This is a genomic window from Chitinophaga eiseniae, from assembly GCF_012641265.1.
Classification (GTDB): Bacteria; Bacteroidota; Bacteroidia; order Chitinophagales; family Chitinophagaceae; genus Chitinophaga; species Chitinophaga eiseniae_A.
The window spans coordinates 1,343,717-1,361,329 of record NZ_JABAHZ010000001.1 but is presented as its reverse complement, the minus strand read 5'-3'; the positions used below and the strand labels follow the sequence as shown (position 1 = coordinate 1,361,329).

General features: G+C 38.5%; 16 protein-coding genes. All 16 read left to right on the top strand.

Annotated elements, in window-relative coordinates; translation table 11 throughout:
* Positions 1-42: 42 nt before the first annotated feature.
* The 16 genes from HGH91_RS05360 (at position 43) to traJ (ending at position 17,586) form a co-directional block, all read left to right on the top strand.
* The gene (locus tag HGH91_RS05360) at positions 43-345 is read left to right on the top strand and encodes a hypothetical protein (protein ID WP_168737394.1); all 303 of its coding nucleotides are present in this window, start codon (positions 43-45) and stop codon (positions 343-345) included.
* Positions 346-384: 39 nt separating this feature from the next.
* Positions 385-711: a hypothetical protein gene (locus HGH91_RS05355; RefSeq protein ID WP_168737393.1), complete on the top strand. Its 327-nt coding sequence runs from the start codon at positions 385-387 to the stop codon at positions 709-711.
* Between the two features lie 205 nt (positions 712-916).
* On the top strand, positions 917-1,447 hold the full coding sequence (locus HGH91_RS05350; protein WP_168737392.1) for a hypothetical protein: 531 nt from the start codon (positions 917-919) through the stop codon (positions 1,445-1,447).
* A 731-nt stretch (positions 1,448-2,178) separates the two neighbouring features.
* Entirely contained in the window at positions 2,179-3,024 is an 846-nt protein-coding gene (locus HGH91_RS05345; RefSeq protein WP_168737391.1) for an RteC domain-containing protein, read from the top strand.
* A gap of 95 nt (positions 3,025-3,119) precedes the next feature.
* Positions 3,120-3,653 carry a hypothetical protein gene (locus tag HGH91_RS05340; RefSeq protein WP_168737390.1) on the top strand — a complete coding sequence of 178 codons (534 nt, stop codon included), beginning with the start codon at positions 3,120-3,122 and terminating at the stop codon, positions 3,651-3,653.
* A gap of 43 nt (positions 3,654-3,696) precedes the next feature.
* A complete protein-coding gene (locus HGH91_RS05335; RefSeq protein ID WP_168737389.1) occupies positions 3,697-4,035 on the top strand; it encodes a DUF4134 domain-containing protein in 339 nt (112 codons plus the stop codon).
* Between the two features lie 4 nt (positions 4,036-4,039).
* Positions 4,040-4,729 carry a hypothetical protein gene (locus tag HGH91_RS05330; protein ID WP_168737388.1) on the top strand — a complete coding sequence of 230 codons (690 nt, stop codon included), beginning with the start codon at positions 4,040-4,042 and terminating at the stop codon, positions 4,727-4,729.
* A 65-nt stretch (positions 4,730-4,794) separates the two neighbouring features.
* On the top strand, positions 4,795-5,496 hold the full coding sequence (locus HGH91_RS05325; RefSeq protein ID WP_168737387.1) for a hypothetical protein: 702 nt from the start codon (positions 4,795-4,797) through the stop codon (positions 5,494-5,496).
* An 8-nt stretch (positions 5,497-5,504) separates the two neighbouring features.
* Complete coding sequence (locus tag HGH91_RS05320) at positions 5,505-5,819, top strand: DUF4133 domain-containing protein (protein WP_168737386.1); 315 nt, start codon at positions 5,505-5,507, stop codon at positions 5,817-5,819.
* Between the two features lie 33 nt (positions 5,820-5,852).
* Positions 5,853-6,284: a DUF1896 family protein gene (locus HGH91_RS05315; protein ID WP_168737385.1), complete on the top strand. Its 432-nt coding sequence runs from the start codon at positions 5,853-5,855 to the stop codon at positions 6,282-6,284.
* A gap of 21 nt (positions 6,285-6,305) precedes the next feature.
* Complete coding sequence (locus HGH91_RS05310; protein ID WP_168737384.1) at positions 6,306-11,864, top strand: helicase-related protein; 5,559 nt, start codon at positions 6,306-6,308, stop codon at positions 11,862-11,864.
* Positions 11,865-11,889: 25 nt separating this feature from the next.
* On the top strand, positions 11,890-14,427 hold the full coding sequence (locus HGH91_RS05305; protein ID WP_247651652.1) for a TraG family conjugative transposon ATPase: 2,538 nt from the start codon (positions 11,890-11,892) through the stop codon (positions 14,425-14,427).
* Between the two features lie 14 nt (positions 14,428-14,441).
* Entirely contained in the window at positions 14,442-15,113 is a 672-nt protein-coding gene (locus HGH91_RS05300) for a conjugal transfer protein TraI (RefSeq protein ID WP_168737383.1), read from the top strand.
* Between the two features lie 25 nt (positions 15,114-15,138).
* The gene (locus HGH91_RS05295) at positions 15,139-15,783 is read left to right on the top strand and encodes a hypothetical protein (protein ID WP_168737382.1); all 645 of its coding nucleotides are present in this window, start codon (positions 15,139-15,141) and stop codon (positions 15,781-15,783) included.
* Between the two features lie 26 nt (positions 15,784-15,809).
* On the top strand, positions 15,810-16,469 hold the full coding sequence (locus HGH91_RS05290; protein ID WP_168737381.1) for a TerB family tellurite resistance protein: 660 nt from the start codon (positions 15,810-15,812) through the stop codon (positions 16,467-16,469).
* A gap of 22 nt (positions 16,470-16,491) precedes the next feature.
* On the top strand, positions 16,492-17,586 hold the full coding sequence (traJ, locus tag HGH91_RS05285; protein WP_168737380.1) for a conjugative transposon protein TraJ: 1,095 nt from the start codon (positions 16,492-16,494) through the stop codon (positions 17,584-17,586).
* Positions 17,587-17,613: the final 27 nt, after the last annotated feature.

Below are 17,613 nucleotides of genomic sequence, written 5' to 3'. Positions count from 1 at the left end.
GTTTGGGTACTAGATTTACAAATCCGGTTAATTCATCGAATTATGAGAAGGCAACAAAAGCCATTTGCAATGGCGGTAATAATTAGCAATTTGAAAAGCTGTTTTTTCTTTGAACAGAAACATCTTTACAAGTTGCCAGCAACGGTATTTCGCGTAGATTACCCAAAATATCGTATAAATGATATACTATCCAAGATAGAAGTGGATAGTTGTTCTCAGGAAATTGTTCCAGCGCTGGTAATTGATGCGATAATAAAGGATACTATTATTTGGAAAGCAGAACAAAAAGAAAAGAAGGCTAAATATATCAAACAACCTTTACCGGATAGGTTTGGGTTCATTTAATTTTTAATTGATATTCAGAGTTTCAAAAAAAAATCACTCATGATTGATAATAAATTTTTACTTACAGAAGCGGAATTTATGACCATCAGATTCCTGGTTAGTTCAATTGTGGCGGTGTCTTTGTATCCTGAAGAAAGTAAACAGCAAGCTCTGTTTATTTTAGTACAACAGCAGCATCATTTATGGGCAGAAAAATCTGGTTTTTCGCTAGATGATTTTTTTAAGTTTTGTGATAACCCGGATAATTATCACGGATTTGTTTTTGATGTTGATTTAGCCGATATGGAGGAACATTTTAAGATAGTGAAAGAACATGAAGGAAGGCTCAAAGCCTCGATAAATCTATATAATCACAGTAATAATTAAATTTATTGAATTGCTGTTTGACGTAATGAGGGAACCTGAAGATGGATTAATACCTATGGCTGAAGAAGACCACTATGAAATAAAGTCTTATTTGTCTAAAAATAGCTTGTAGTTACTCCCAGTAAGTAGTGCGAATAATATCCATCATGGTAAGTTTCTTTTATTTTTTTTGGGGTTGAAACATTTTATTTGATAACTTTTCATTATGAAAATAAAATCAAGGTTTGGCTTCTCCCTTCTCTTTGGGTTATTCACTGTAGCATGTACTTCCAAAAAGGAATTATCTACTACAGATGCGGATAAGTTATTGCGTACTGTCTTTCCGAAGGAATTGACAGAGACTATTGCTACTGGTGATCCAGCAACACGACAGAAAATCGACAATACTTCATTGGAGAAAGATGGCTTTGTGATAGTACGAAGATCCAATAATATCGACAGCCCTTTTGTACTTTTTACAACGAAAGCTGTAGCGTTTCTGGTGAAAACAAAACCTGAATTAGAAAAGCAGTTCTTCCAGGAAGTATTAGTTGCCAGACAGGATTTAAATCGTATCATCAATATTCAAAAGACAGGAGAAAATACAGCTTCAGCTACCTATACGGTAAAGTATATTGATCTGTCCCCTTTTTTACAAATATCAAATCTCAAGATTGATACAACCAAAATCTATACTGCTAATTTTGCCCAGGAACCAAATGGAAGTTGGATAATCGATCGGACGCATAAGGAATAATGCTGGCCGATTAGTATGTTAACCGTACTATGAATAATACTGGATTTGATTTTATAGATTGAGTAGCCAACCAAGTACTTAATGTTACAACCTTTTTTACTCATTTTTCTTTTGTTTCCTCACGCGTGGTAATACCGACACTAAGGTGCGGTTATGTATTTCAAACCTAAATCTGGAAAATGCTCTAATGCAAGTGTGCGTTTCATACCAGTTTCAAAACACCTGCTACTTTGTGAAGTTTACTCTGATTTTAAAGTCATAGTCTATTAATGGATGCTTGCGAGTATTTCATTTATGTGGCCCTTGTGTGTACATCAGTCCATTTATCGTTTACTTCCAAAATGGATGTATGCGTGTATGTCATGTATGTGGCTTCCATGTATGCATCCATTTACTGATTTTTGTTTGACTATCATTTGATAAAAATAGACCTCTCCATAGATGGATGGATGTACGCGTATCTATATGATACCTGCGTGCATCCATCCTTTTTTGTTTTTTACATGTTTAGTTGTTTTTGTCTACCTGTCAATAGGATTGTGTGTCTATTAACCTAAAGGGGTGTACGTTTTTGTAGCCTATATACATAGTAGGTTGTATTATTATTTGTGTAATATAAACTGTTTTTCAATTTCTTAGGGGGCCTACTAGTAGGGATGGCAGGGAATCCCTGTTCTCAATAATTACACCTTTGCATAGAGAAGTATTAGTTAACCATTTAATCTACATGTATGGAAACTATCATTGTAAAACGAATAGAAGTTTTGCTGGAAGAAATGAATCAGAGTATAGATTCAATGGCTGAGAAAGAATCCGAATCGCGAGTTAGGGATGCTGCCGCTGTAATAGCTAAATTACTAGGATATATAAAGAAACTTGATGAAATAATTCTTTCCGGGTCCATAAGCGTTCATGAAGAAATCCACATATTCAAAAACCTCCGACCCTTATTCGATGGGCGTCTGGTACAATTCCAAAAGATGCTTGAGTTCGAGCAAGCATCAATGCATCTTGACATAATTTCCCGGAAGGATTTGATTCAAAGAATGACGAGAAGTATTGAGCAATACTTTCAGGATAACCTTGAGTTGATTTCCTATATAGAGCTGGGGCATAGTTATCTGGATAGTCTTTATTTTTCCAACAGTGGTGGGATTGGACCCATTTTAATGGATGATTTGTATCTGTTTTGTGATAAAAGAGTGAATACGGCTATGAGTTGCAAATTGGCCATTGTTAAGGGGTGTAGCTGGTTTTACTCATACCTCCATACTGTCAATGAAGAAGATGAACAGTATTTTAAATCAATGGATAATCGTGGAAAGAAACTAAAGTGGGTGTTTTCAAAGAATGATTTTGTGGAGTATGTGTACCTCATCTACTCCAGTGGGGCTTTTGGAAACGCATCAATTCGAGATGTAGCAGATGTCTTGGCGGAGGCTTCTGGAATTAAAATGCCCAATCCATATAGAATTTTCCAGGCTATAAGGATACGGAGAAATAGAACTCAATTCACAGATAGGGCTACTGGTAATCTTATAAAATTAATGGATGAAACAGATGAAAATCCGAAATGAATTTTATACAGCTGTATAAATGGTGTATAAGACAAGTGTTAGAATCGCTCACATTTGTACTGTCATCAAAATTACTAATGTAAAAAAATACAGTGATGTTGTCTAATGTGTCTTGGGGAGTATTTTTTACAGTCCTGGGTAGTGCGGGAGTGATCTATTACGCTGTGGTGCTTTTGTTGTATGGTCGTGTTGGGATGCGTAAAGATCACCCGCCTAAACCTGGGATTAAGGAAGAGGAAAATCAAAATAATAAACGGACTTGGCAGCTAGTTTCGAATAATGAAAGACATGGACTTTCAGAGTTGGAACCTGATGAATCAGTTCGAGCTGTTCGGGTCGATGAAGATATACCCTATATAGCTCCAAGCCAGGAGGAACTGGCCTTAGATGCAATGGCCTCCCTGGTTGATGTTACAGAAGAGATTATTACCGAAGGTATGCAGACCCGTGATATAGGGTCTATTCTCTATAAAATACAAATAGAAATTGCTCGATTCCCAGAGCTGTCTGAAAGTTCGTACCGAAGTATTGTTACCAATTTGGTTAGCCGGCAGTTGCAGTCAATTGCAGGAATAGAGGCGAGCGAATCTCAATTAAATATGCTGTGGACCCCACCTTCTGTTTTGTAGCTCTATTCTCACTCTGAAATTTCTAAAATCTAAATACTGGAAAATGAAAATTGTGACGTTGAAAAGCGGCTATGAGCTGCTGTGCAGAAAAAAGTATTATCTGATTTGGTGCTTGGTGAATCTGACAATATCAGTCATGGTAGAAGCTCAGGGTAAGGAAGGGATCAAGGCAGCGGAAACAGAAGTCAAAGGCTATTTTTCCACTGGTGTTGATCTTATGTACGCTGTGGGAGCGGTTAGTGGGCTGATCGGAGCTGTAAAGGTGTATCAGAAGTGGAATTCGGGCGATCAAGATACATCAAAAGTTGCGGCGAGTTGGTTCGGATCGTGTGTGTTTTTAGTGGTTGTCGCTACCGTCTTAAAGGCTTTCTTTAAAGTTTAAAACAATGGCAGAACTACCTGTGATTAATGTATGTGGAGATCTGATGGCAATAGATGTGAAGGATAATTGTATTTATAGTTTTATGAATCCTGAAAATAGATTGTCCTTTTCTCAAATGCAGTATATGCCTGGGGCATGCACCTATCGGTTCATGTATGATCAAGCGAGTTTGTCGTTTATCTCAAAGAATGATAAAATATGGCCTTTTTCCAAAACTTCAGGGTTAATTGAAATTCCACCAAAGGTTGTACTAGACCCATATACAGCATTGCGGTTACCGAAGGGTATGTTAAAGGAAGAAGAGTTTAATTACCCAGTAGTAAATGCTGAATGTTTTTATTCCAGGATCATCCCCAAGGTTTATATCTCTGATACCGAAGAATATTTTCTTGATACTGTAAACGGGCTACTAATTGGAGAAGGTATGAACAGACCGATTGAATTTAAGAATGCGCCACCACAGGTGGAAGTGAATCTAAGTCGTAATATTCCTTCAGGGAATATTTTATGGACAAGAGTGGCTTTGAGTTTTGAGGATATTTCTCGAATAGACCCCCATGGAACAGCTATATTAACTGCGGGTTACGAAAGATATTACGAGGCTATAAGTAAGAAAGGAACATTGTTAGAAAGTAAGGTTCGTTATAGAAATGGAGAAAAAGGTGATGAACAAAGTAGATCACTTAAAAGATGATTTTAATTGTGCATTGATACGTTAAGTTAAACCTTATCTCAATGTCTGTCTAAAATTATAGTGCTATGGTAGAATCGCATGTTGTTGATATTTTGGGAATTAAGATGGTGCTGGACGTTCCCAACGAATGCCTCCGCAGCCCCTTTTATCCTCATAAGATAATTTATTTCAGAGACATGCAATGGCCTCCAGGGAGTGATTCACCTTGCTTTTTTTTTAACGCACTTAGTCATTCCCTACATGAGGAAGGATTTTCTAAATGGCCTCTGCCTAGTCATGTAGAAGCTATAGAGTTACCAGAACGTATTGTAGACCTATTTGATAAAGGTTGTGAGGTAGATAAGCCTGAATTATTTGTGGGACGTATTCTGCCTAAAGTCAAATCCGTATTCGGTCCTGAGTATATTTTAGATTCTGTCCAGCTACGGTTTATTGGAGAACGGAATATTATACCCATACAATTGTCCGATCCGACATTTTTTAAAAGTCCTTCTTCAGGTCGTTTTAGACCATCAGTTACATTTACTGTTGAAGAGCCTTGTTTAATGGATAGCAAAACATTGTCTTTTTTGGACCCTAGTGGTGTATTTATCTTAATGAATGGGTATAATTCATTCCATTCGCAGATTAAGAGTTTAATTGAAAGGGAAGCTAATACTCGCCTAGTCAGTAAGAAACAAAGAGGTACTTCGGAGGAACTTGTGAAGTACTGGGCGGAAATCTTAAAAAAGAAACATGAATTTATTGCACGGATAAGTAGAAAATAGTTTGTTCAATGATGGTATTTGAAATTAATAAAGGTGTTAACAAAGAAATTGAGTTCAGAGGCTTAAAAGCACAATATGTAGCCTACCTCGCGGCTGGGTTAGTCGGTTTGTTAATACTTTTTGCGGCAGCATATATAGCAGGGGTACCAGTGTACATCATCATTCCTGTAGTTGGGATATTAGGTTTTTTGTTGTTTACCTATGTCTACAAATACTCTCATAAGTATGGGGCGCATGGACTGATGAAGAAAATGGCATTTGGAAGATTACCCACTGCTATTGTCTGTCGTGATAGAAAAGTTTTTACCTCACTAAGTAAGTAAGCGTGGTGAGTATGATTTTAATTCTGACTCTACATGAAGAGAGAATTATTTGATAACCTCTGGAGTTATCTGGTTTTAAATAATCCCAATGAACTGGTTACTGTGGAAAGCAAAAGAAATATTAGAGAAGTCATTTGGGAGAAAATTAACTCTATTGATGATTTGATCAAGCAAATGGAACGTGATGGGGTGCCGCAGATTACTATGATGGAGGTTTGTATGACTGAACTTGTTAGAGACTTCATCCCCTCCAGGTATCAGTATATCTCCGAGATACTTGAATCTGAGTTTGAAGATATGTATTGGGTCTTAGTGGAAACGGGTTCTCTAACGTATGAAATCTGCAATTTAATAAAGGAATGCGGAGACGTTTTTAATACCTTTTCGTTTTCAGTTGAAACTGAAGATGATCCATTTCTTAAATATGCGATTATAGGTACAATTGCCAGCTATTTAGGTGATTGAGGTTTTTGAAACTGTGTGATTATGGGGTACAGTGCTGTCGAAAAGTTTCGAGACAATATTGCTGCTATAAAGATTGCGCTTAGGTTTGATGGGGAAACAACCCTATCTCCATCCGATATAGGCCAACTGAAGAAGTATAGTGGCTTTGGCGGGTTGAAAGCTGTTTTATATGAACCTGGAACGGAAGATAGTTGGCGTCAGCAAAATGCGTCTGACGCTGATATGAAGCTACGGGAGCTTGTCAATGAGCTTCACGAGTTTCTTAAGATTGAGCTGACTTTTTCTGATTATAGATTAGCGATAACTTCCATCAAAAACAATATACTCACGGCATTTTATACGCCAGATATTGTTCCTAAGATATTATTCAATGTTCTCCGTGAAAATCGAATCTTTCCCAAGAAGGTATATGAACCCTCCGCTGGAGCCGGTGTTTTTATACAAGAATTTTTGTCCCAACTGTCACAAGGCGAAGTGAATGGAGACAGTGGTATTGATGTTGTAGCTGTAGAGAAGGATTTCATTACGGCAAAAGTATTGAGGGCTATTCTTTCAAATACTTCCGTGAAATGTGAGGTGATTAACTCGCCATTTGAATCAACCGGTATCAAACATAATCTATCGAGTGATTTAGTAGTTAGTAATATTCCTTTCGGAGATATAAAAGTATTTGATCCGTTAATAGAGAATAAAGACCTGACATCTTCCATTCATAATTACTTTTTTGCTAAAGGTCTGGACAAGTTAAAAGAGGGCGGTGTTTTAGCCTTTATTACAACAAGTGCATTTCTTAATACACCAGGGAATAAAGCTGCCAGGGAGTACCTTTTTAATAGTTCCGATCTGATAAGTGTTGTTGCCCTGCCGGATAACCTGATGAAGGATACAGGCAACACCGAGGCCAGTAGTCATCTCATCATTACGAGAAAGAATAACGCAAAAAAACAACTTTCAGACGCAGAGCGCCAGCTCATAGAAACTGTTAATAGAACCGCTGATTTAGGTGATTATCATTATAATTCCTTTGTAGATGAATATCTTTCCGATGTCGTGTTAGGTGAAATATCTGAGGGGAAAAACCAATATGGTAAGCCGATGCTTAATATTTGGCACTCCGGACCGATGGATACGCTAGGCATACTATTGCAGGATCGGTTGTTATTGGATTTCCAGGCAAGATATGAGCATACCTTTGTCGAAGCGAAAAGTATCGAGGAAAAACAGGACGGAAGAAAGTTTGATTTCCTGAAAGTTCCTGATGTATCTGATGAAGAGCCGGGTAAAGCTATTCAAGGTGGGTTGTTCTCAACTAATTTGTCTGGAGCTACAAATAGAGCGGTTGATTATATATCCCTCGCAGATGCAAAATCCGTTTCAAAAGAAACCGCTGAGATAGTTTCCATTATTAGGACCACAGAAAATCCCAATCACGAATCTTTTGTTCTAATTAAGGCTAGAAAGGAAGGTGCAAAAAAGTGGAAGCATAGGATATTCTCGAATGTTAAACAAATTAATTTACCACCGACTTGGTTAGACACACCAGACCTCATTTCTGCTGTAAAAGAACTTTCAGCGCAATTAAAGGACTATGGATACGATTATACGTATGAGGGGGACTTGACTCTGGAACATACATTTCGGCTAAAAAATGATGCGCCAGAGCCAATTCATCGGTTAAAGGTGTTTTATGAAAACGGTACGCTGGTTCACTTCCAGGGAAGGTTTGGAGTGTTGTCTAATGTTGATAAGGAAAACGATCAGGCTGTATTCACTGCTTTACAGTTTAATGATAATGATAGTAAGTTCCTGGAAAGATATATTCAAATGCGGGATTGCTACTATGATTTAGTAGCTAAAGAAACAATTCAGAAGGTTGAGCAAGTCAGCATTAGGGAAAATCTCAATGAACTATATGATGATTTTACTGGTACATACGGTAAGTTGAACACTTCAGGGAATAGAACGCTGATTTTGAAAGATGGTGCCCACGCTCTTACTCTTCTTTCTTCACTTGAGAAAAAAGATGGTGATAATCTACTCCGGGGAGATATACTCACTGGTAGTCTGGTGAAGAAAAAAGAAACCTATTTAACTGATGATCCGCATGAAGCTATGGCGGTATGCTTGAACGAAAGAGGCAGCATAGATCTGACTTATATAGCGACAATGTTGCAACAGGAGGAAAGTACGACGATAGAACTATTGGGAAGTAGTATTTGCCTTAATGCTGAAACAAATTCCTGGGAACCAACGGACAGATATTTGAGTGGTAATATTTTTGAAAAACTGGAAATAGCAGAAGGAGCGCTGGCAAATTCTCCCGATGATGTTTTTTTACAGCATAGTTGCGAAGCCCTCCGTCAGTCTCTTCCTGAGCCGATTCCATTTGACTTGTTAGATTTTAATCTTGGTGAACGTTGGATACCTATGAATCTTTATAGTGAGTTTATTTCCCAGGTACTTGGTGCTAATTGTGATGTGAACTTTCTTAGATCGGTAGATGTGTTTAAGGTCAAGATTAATGGATCAAGATCAAAAGCTGATGTAGAATATACTGTTAAGACCAAGGACGGGCGCAACAGCTCACCGGAGATAATTTTTGAGAACGCATTGGAGAATACCTCTCCATATTATACTTACTCTATTGAAACTCCGACAGGAGTAATTCGCTTGCCAGATAACGAAGCCATACAGTCCGCTCATCAGAAGATTGAGAATATCCGGTCCCAATTTTCCGAATGGCTTACACAACTGCCAGATAGTCGAAAACAAAGACTCCAGGATTTGTATAATAAGACATTCAACTGCTATAAGTTGAGAACCTATTCTGGTGATCACCTGAAGTTTCCTGGACTTGATAGACAACGACTAGGGTTAGGACTGAATGAACAAGGTGTCCCCGATTTATACAAAAGTCAACGGGATGCTATCTGGCGAATAATTCAAAATAGAGGTGCCATCATCGATCATGAAGTGGGGCTTGGAAAAACACTTCTTATGATTTGTGCTGCCAAAGAAATGAAACGTCTCCAGATCATCAATAAGCCGATGATATTGGCATTAAAAGCGAATGTTGGGCAGATTGTTGAATCATTTCGGCGCGCTTATCCAACTGCCCGCATACTTGCACCAGCCAAAGAGGATTTTAGTCCTTCAAGACGCAAGCAGTTATTTCATACAATAAAGAATAATAATTGGGACGCGGTAATAATCACGCATGACCAGTTCAGTAAGATCCCTCAGTCCTTGGAAATTCAAAGTCAGATCGTCGGAGAAGAACTCGATAACCTTCAAAAAGATTTAGATACGCTGGGGACATTAGGCGCGAAGATCACAAAAGAAATGAGGAAGGGATTGGAGAAAAGAAAAGCAAATCTTACTGCCAAATTATCGGAGATCACGAACAAGATCGAAAGTAAAAAAGATCAAGGTGTTTCCTTTGGCGATATGGGAGTTGATCACATTTTTGTTGATGAGGCCCATAAATTCAAGAACCTTACATTTACTACTAGACACAATCGGGTAGCTGGTCTTGGAAATATTGAGGGTAGCCAGAAGGCGTTGAATATGCTATTTGCCGTTCGGACCTTACAGGAACGTTTTAATGCCGACTTGTGTGTGACATTCCTTTCTGGTACACCAATCAGCAATAGCTTGACTGAAATGTACCTGCTATTTAAATACTTACGTCCTAAAGAGCTACTTCGGCAGCAGATCGGAAACTTTGATGCTTGGGCAGCAGTTTATGCAAAGAAATCAACTGATTTTGAGTTCTCCGTTACCAATGAAATTATCGCCAAAGAAAGATTCCGGCATTTTATTAAAGTGCCGGAGTTAGCGGTTTTTTACAGCGAGATTACTGATTATAAGACCGCAAAAAATATCGTATTAGATCGTCCAGAAATGGATGAGGAGTTAGTAAACATCGCTCCGACTGCAGATCAAGTTGCGTTTATGGACAAACTCATTCAGTTTGCCAAAACTGGCGATGCCACACTCATTGGTAGAGCGCCGTTAACAAAAGATGAAGATAAGGGCCGGATGTTGATCGCCACCAATTATGCGAAGAAGATGGCGGCAGACATGAGGCTAGTGTCAGATCATTACGAAGATGACCCTGGCAACAAGGTAAATGTTTGTGCCAGGAAAATTAATGAGTGGTACCAGAAGAGCATGGAACATAAGGGTGTCCAAATTGTGTTTTCAGATTTGGGAACCCCGAAACCCAATGAATTTAATTTGTATGATGCACTGAAAGAGAAGCTGATAAGGGATTTCGGCATACCAGGAAACCACATAACTTTTGTCCATGACTGGACCGACGCCACTAAAAAAGATTATATAAAAAAACTTAACCGTGGTGACATTAGGATTATTTTGGGCAGTACAGATAAAGCGGGTACTGGGTTGAATATTCAACGGAACGTCGTTGCCATGCATCATTTGGATATACCATGGAAGCCCAGCGAGCTTGAACAACGTAATGGCCGTGGAGTCCGTGCAGGAAATTGGGTCGCGAAAAACTACTATAACAATAAAGTAAAGAGCTACATCTACGCGGTCGAAAGAACGCTGGATAATTACAAATTTAGTTTGCTGAAGAATAAGCAGCTTTTTATTTCGCAAATGAAAAATTCGAGTCTCCATGTAAGGACAATTGATGAGGGTGCAATGGACGAACAAAATGGAATGAACTTTAGCGAGTATGTAGCAATTCTAAGTGGGGATACTTCATTGCTTGAGTTGTCGAAGATTGAAAAGAAGATTGCTTCATTGGAAGGCAGAAAATCCGCTTATCTACGTGATTTAGCCCGTGCCAAAAGTGATTATGAACAGGAAAAGTACAACCTGGTTCACGCAGAACCTATGTTGTCAGTTCTAATTGGAGACGAGCAGTTATATAAGAGCCGGTTGCAATTTGAAAAGGATGGTTCAAAAGTAAATTCGATTTCGCTAAATGATTTTCATGATCCAAATCCTGAAGCCATAGGAAATTACCTCATTGATATACGAAATAACATAGGTCTTACAAAAGAAGAAAGAGCGCAAGGCTTGATTGTTAAAAAAATCGGTGTACTGTACGGCTTTGATTTGTTTCAACGTACCGAGATTAAAGAGACAGAAGGTGGAACGATGTCTCAGACTGTTTTCTATGCCATGAGTCCATATAGTGAAATTAAGTATATGCAAAGCAACGGTCAAATCAATATCGACAACCCCAAGCTCGCTGCCAGATATTTCTTGAACGCTATTGACCGGGTAACTAATTTAAGAGAACAGCAGGAAAAAAAGATTTCTACTATTAAAAATAGTTTGGAATTACTTGATGGTATAATTCAGAGGAAGTTTGACAAAGACATCGAACTGGTACAGCTAAAGGCCGAGCATGCTGACCTCCAGAGAAAAGTATCTGAAAAGTTGAAAAGTACTAATAACCCAAATCCGGGAAAGGGTGATTCCGATGATGTCCAGGTTAAGTCAAATGACCCGCCGGAGCAATTACCTACTCAATTAAAGGGAGGCCATTTGCCGAGAGTAGTTGTTGACGATAGTAGTGCCTCAGTCAAGAAAAGAATATAATTGTTAATGATTAAGTGTGTGAGATATGTTTGTGCTGTTGATTATCATTATGATTGTACTTAGCGCGCTTGTACTCCAGATAATGCCGCCAAGGGACAAGCGAGTGTCGCTCGAAAAATGCTTTCCAATTTATAAAGTTAAAGACGGCAACATCCTGTCACGGGATGGTGATGTTACTGTAGGAATAAAGGTCTTTCTCCCAGAGATCTTTACCTTGAATACCGCCGATTATGAGAATATCCATGCAGCCTGGATAAAGGCGATGAAAGTGCTTCCCGCTGGCACAGTTGTTCACAAACAAGATTGGTTTGTTGAGTCTACTTATAAAGCTGATTTTGATGGCGGCGATCAGTCATTTTTAGGAAGAAGTAGCGAACGGTTTTATAACGAACGTCCCTTCCTCAACCATTGTTGTTATGTATTCATCACAAGACGGAACCCTGGCCGCCGACCCTCTAGTTCTGTTGTTTCAAACTTGCTTCTCCGGCGTACAGCAATTGAACCGGAGGTGGTAGATGAGAGATCTCTTGCAGATTTTTCCGACCGCGTTAGCCAGTTTCAAAGATTACTTTCAGATGGTGGATTTATTAAAAGCGAATTGCTGTCAGATGAAGATATTACAGGCACAGCTGAGAAAAGAGGCTTATTAGAACAATATTTATTTCTGCAATCTGAATCTAATCAGCATGAGCTAACTGACATCTCCTTTAAACCAGAATGGAGAATTGGTGAGAAATTCTGCCAGATGTTTTCCATTGCTGGAGTAGATGACTTGCCAGCTCTATGTGGGCCACGAATCACCTATGATCGCTATTCGACTGATAATACGAAGTTCAGTGTGGGATTTTCCTCTCCGGCAAATTTGCTTTTGTCCTGTAATCATATCTATAACCAATTTATAGTTATACAGGATACAGTTACGACTTTGAAGAATTTAGAGGCGAAAAGAAGACGTCTGCAATCATTGGCTAACTATTCCCGCGAGAACATGATCAGTCGTGACGCGACGAACGATTATCTTAATGAATCCCTTAGCCAGCAACGACAACCTGTTTCGGCGCACTTCAATATTATAGCCTGGACAGCAGATTGGAATGAAACGAAAGAAGTTAGGAATAAATGCGCTGCTGCTTTCTCACAAATGGATGCCGTCCCTAGACAAGAAATCGTTGGGGCGCCTCAACTTTACTGGGCTTCTCTTCCTGGAAATGCTGGTTCAATTCCTGGTAATGAAATGTTTTCAACATTCTTGGAACAAGCCTGTTGCTTTCTAAATTTTGAGACAAATTACCAAAGTAGCGTTAGCCCATTCGGATTGAGGTTAGGTGATAGAATTAGTGGAAGACCGCTCCACGTTGATATTAGCGATGAATTTATGAAGAAGGGGGTTATCACTAACCGTAATAAGATTGTGGTTGGAGGTAGTGGTTCTGGTAAATCCATGTTCATGAATGCGTTACTACGGAGCTACCATGTAAATGGCGCACATTCAGTGATACTAGACGTCGGTGGTAGCTATGTAGGCTTATGCAACTTATTGGGTGGATATTACTTTAGTTATACAGAAGACAACCCCATTCAGTTTAATCCGTTCTATATTGGCGCCGATGATACTTTAGATATTGAGAAGCGGGAAAGCCTTAAAACTCTATTGATAGGTCTTTGGAAGAGAGAAACGGAGACATTTAATAGGAGCGAGTATGTTGCTATTTCAAATGCATTACAGTTATACTATACTAAACTAGCAAACAATCCTGATATTTTTCCATGCTTTGATTCATTTTATGAGTTTTTGCAGGGTGACTATATGGATGTTTTGGAGAAAGAGCGTGTGCAGGGGAAGGATTTTGATATTACCAATATGCTGTATGTCTTGAAGCCATATTATCGAGGCGGTGAGTTCTCTTTTCTACTGAATGCCCGCGATAATTTGAATCTTTTGAATCAGCGGATGGTTGTGGTAGAACTGGATAATATAAAGGATCATCCGATTTTGTTTCCCGTTGTTACGTTGTTGGTAATGGAGATGTTCATTAGCAAAATGAGAAAGGTTAAGGGGGTCCGGAAGGTCATCGTTATAGAAGAAGCATGGAAGGCGATCATGAGAAGTGGTATGGCTGAGTTCATGAAGTATTTATATAAAACAGTCAGAAAGTTTTTCGGAGAGGCGATAACCGTTACGCAAGAGTTAACTGATTTGATAAGCAGCCCAATTGTTAAGGATGCTATTATCTCCAACGCAGATTGTAAAATTTTATTGGATCTAAGAAAGTTCACAAATAAATTCTCCGACATACAAAACTTGCTTGGGCTTTCTGATAAAGGAAAAGAATTAGTCTTATCTGTTAATCGATCCAATGATCCAACCAGACGGTATCGCGAAATATTTATTGACCTGGGTGGGCAGGTGATGAAAGTGTACCGTTATGAACCTAGTCCTGAAGAGTATTTCGCGTATACCACTGAGGAATCGGAAAAAGTAAAGGTGCTATCATATGCGGCTAAGTTTGATGGTGATATTGAACGGGGAATACAAGCATTAATCCGTGATTCGCAACTTTAAAAATAACTAAGTATATGAGGAAAATGACTATCGTGTGGTTGTTGTGCTTTTTATTTACGATTGCGCCCACAATGGAAGCAAAGGCTATTATATGGGTGGTTGTCAAAGCTGCGGCAAAAAAAATAATCATGGCAATTGATTTGCAAATACAACGTCTGCAAAACAAGACAATAGGACTTCAAAACGCACAGAAAAAACTTGAGAATGTACTATCGTCTCTTAAATTCAAAGAGATAAATAGCTGGATGGAAAAGCAGAAGACGTTGTACCAAAACTATTATGACGAATTGTGGAAAGTGAAAAATGCAATTGCCTATTATAGAAATATCAAAGGCATTATTACAAAACAGGTCGGCATAGTAGATGAGTATAAACATGCTATTTCACTTTTTAAATCAGATAAGCATTTTACACCGGATGAAATCAAAACCATGGAGCAGGTATATGAGGGGATTTTGTCCAAAACGTTGAAAAATATTGATGAGCTGACATTTGTCATTAATAGCTTTTCAACTCAAATGACCGACGCGGCTCGGTTGGAGATAATCAGAAGAGCATCTGATGCTGTTGATGAGAATTACCGGGATTTACGCGAGTACAACTCTTCTAATGTTTTGACATCTCTTCAACGTGCAAAAGATTTGTCGGAGGTAAATAGTCTCCGAATACTATATGGCTTAGAATAAATTTATTACCTATTCAACTTTTTTTATGAAGCGTCGCGTTTGTTTGCTCATATTCCTGTTAGCTGCTGCGACTACTGCTGCTTTCTCTCAATCTTTTTTTAGTCAGAAGAAAACACAGCTTAAATATATGGCAGCCCAACTTGCAGCCCTGAAAGTATACACTACGTATTTAGGTGAAGGGTATAAGATTGTAAAAGGTGGTCTTGATGCCTATCATGCTTTTAAGCGTGGTGAGTTCAATCTCCATAATCTTTTTTTTAAATCGCTGAAAAATGTAAATCCAATTTTTGTGAAGTACGCTAATATACCGGACTTGCTACACCAATCCGATAATATTTTGTCTGCTTCAAGAAAGCTAGTCAATAGAGCAAAGAACTCATCAACTTTTACTGTTGGTCAAATCCAATCTATTGATGAAACACTGTCCGGTATGTTTACCGCTATTTTGACTCACTTTTCTGATATGGCTGATGTCCTTTCCAGTGGTGTTTTTGAATTTACGGAGGATGGTAGATTGTCAAGGATAGACGGTATTATTGGTGATATAAATTATGTGTTACAGGATTTGACAACATTCAATTATCAGTTATACAACGTAATCCAAAATAATTCGATTACAAATCGCGAAGATGAGTTTTTAAAAACTCTTCATGGTGTTTATTCTGAGTGATTGATTTTTCTTAAAAGTTATTATTTATGAATGCGGTGTGTTTGAAAATGATGAGGAAGGTTTGCATTCTTTTTTTGATCCTTATGGCTACTGTTTTGCCTCTGAAGTCCCATGGACAAGTGCAAGAACTCGCCCAATTGGCTCTTGATATTGAGAAGTTGAGCCAGTTTAAGCGTATTCTTCAGGATATGTACCAGGGATATAAACTTCTGACGGATGGTTACGATAAGGTGAAAAATATTGCTAGTGGAAATTATCGACTTCATGAAGCCTTCCTAGATGCGCTATATCAGGTTAGTCCTGAAGTAAAAAAATATCACAAGGTTGCTGAGATTATACAATATCAAATTCAGCTAAGTAAACAATACAAAGATGCAATGAGAGATTTCCGCTCTAATAGTGGATTTTCCATCAATGAACTTGATTTCCTGGATAATATGTACTCAAACATATCGAAAGCGAGTTTGAAAAATCTTGATGATCTGTTGGCTATCATAACCCCTAATACCATTCGAGCATCCGATGAAGAAAGGATTAAGGTGATTGATGCAATACATTCGGAGATGTTGGAGAAAGTAGACTTCTTTAAAAGATTCACTTCATCCAGTATTATAATGGACATGCAGAAACGGAAAGAGGCGTCAGAGATAAAGGCAGTGGGGGCACTTTACGATCAGCGGAATTAACAGTTAATTAAATAAATGTGGTATGAAAAGGAATTTTGTGTTGTTGATTGTCTGTTTACTGTTTATCCCTTCCCTGGCTTCAGCCCAAGGAATTGCTGATGGTATTAACAGCCTACAGGCTGTTCTGGACAAATTGAAAAGTGATATGATACCGATGTGTGGTGATTTAATTGGGGTAGGACGCGCAATTGCAGGAATGGGAGCGACTTTCTACATCGGTCATCGTGTCTGGAAGCATATTGCCAATGGTGAGTCGGTTGACGTATACCCTTTACTACGTCCATTTGTACTTGGATGGTGTATTCTCAACTTTCCTGTTGTGATTAGTATCATGGATGGAATTTTATCACCAACTGTAATCGGCACTAAGCAGGTAAAGGACAAATCTGACCTGGCGATTAAAGAATTATTTAAGAAGAAAGAGGAAATGATGAAAAGATCCGATCAGTGGCAGGCGCTAGTTGGTGAAGGTGGTTCTGGTGATCGTGATTTATGGATGAAATACGCGCATAAGGATGTACAGACTGAGGATTGGAAAGAGAAAATTATGCACAATATGGAGTTTGTGGCAAGTAAGTTAGCATATAGAATGCAAAACTCCATTAAGCAGATTATATCAGTCATTTTACAAATTTTGTATGCTGCTGCTGCATTGTGTATAAATACACTGCGAACGTTTAATCTTATCGTTTTAGCTGTTTTAGGCCCAATAGTTTTTGGACTCAGTGTTTTCGATGGTTTTCACCATACTTTGACTGTTTACCTCAGTCGTTATGTGAATGTCTATTTATGGTTACCTGTATGCAATATTCTAGCCGCAATTCTGGGTAAAATACAAGAGAATATTTTGAAATTGGATTTAGAATCTCTAACGCGTGATGGTACAACCGTTTTTGGTTTATATGACACCGGGTATATCATTTTTTTGATCATTGGGATTATCGCATACACTACTGTTCCCAATATAGCTGAGTGGATAGTTCACGTCGGAGGTGGAAATGCGTTGCAGCATAAGGTGACTAGGATTGCGGGTAACACTGTTAACACAGCAACAACTGCTGCGACTCAGAGTGTTGGAATGGCCTCCAATTATATGCAATCCAAGATAGCAGGGTAATTATTTTTTGTGTGATTGAAAATGTGC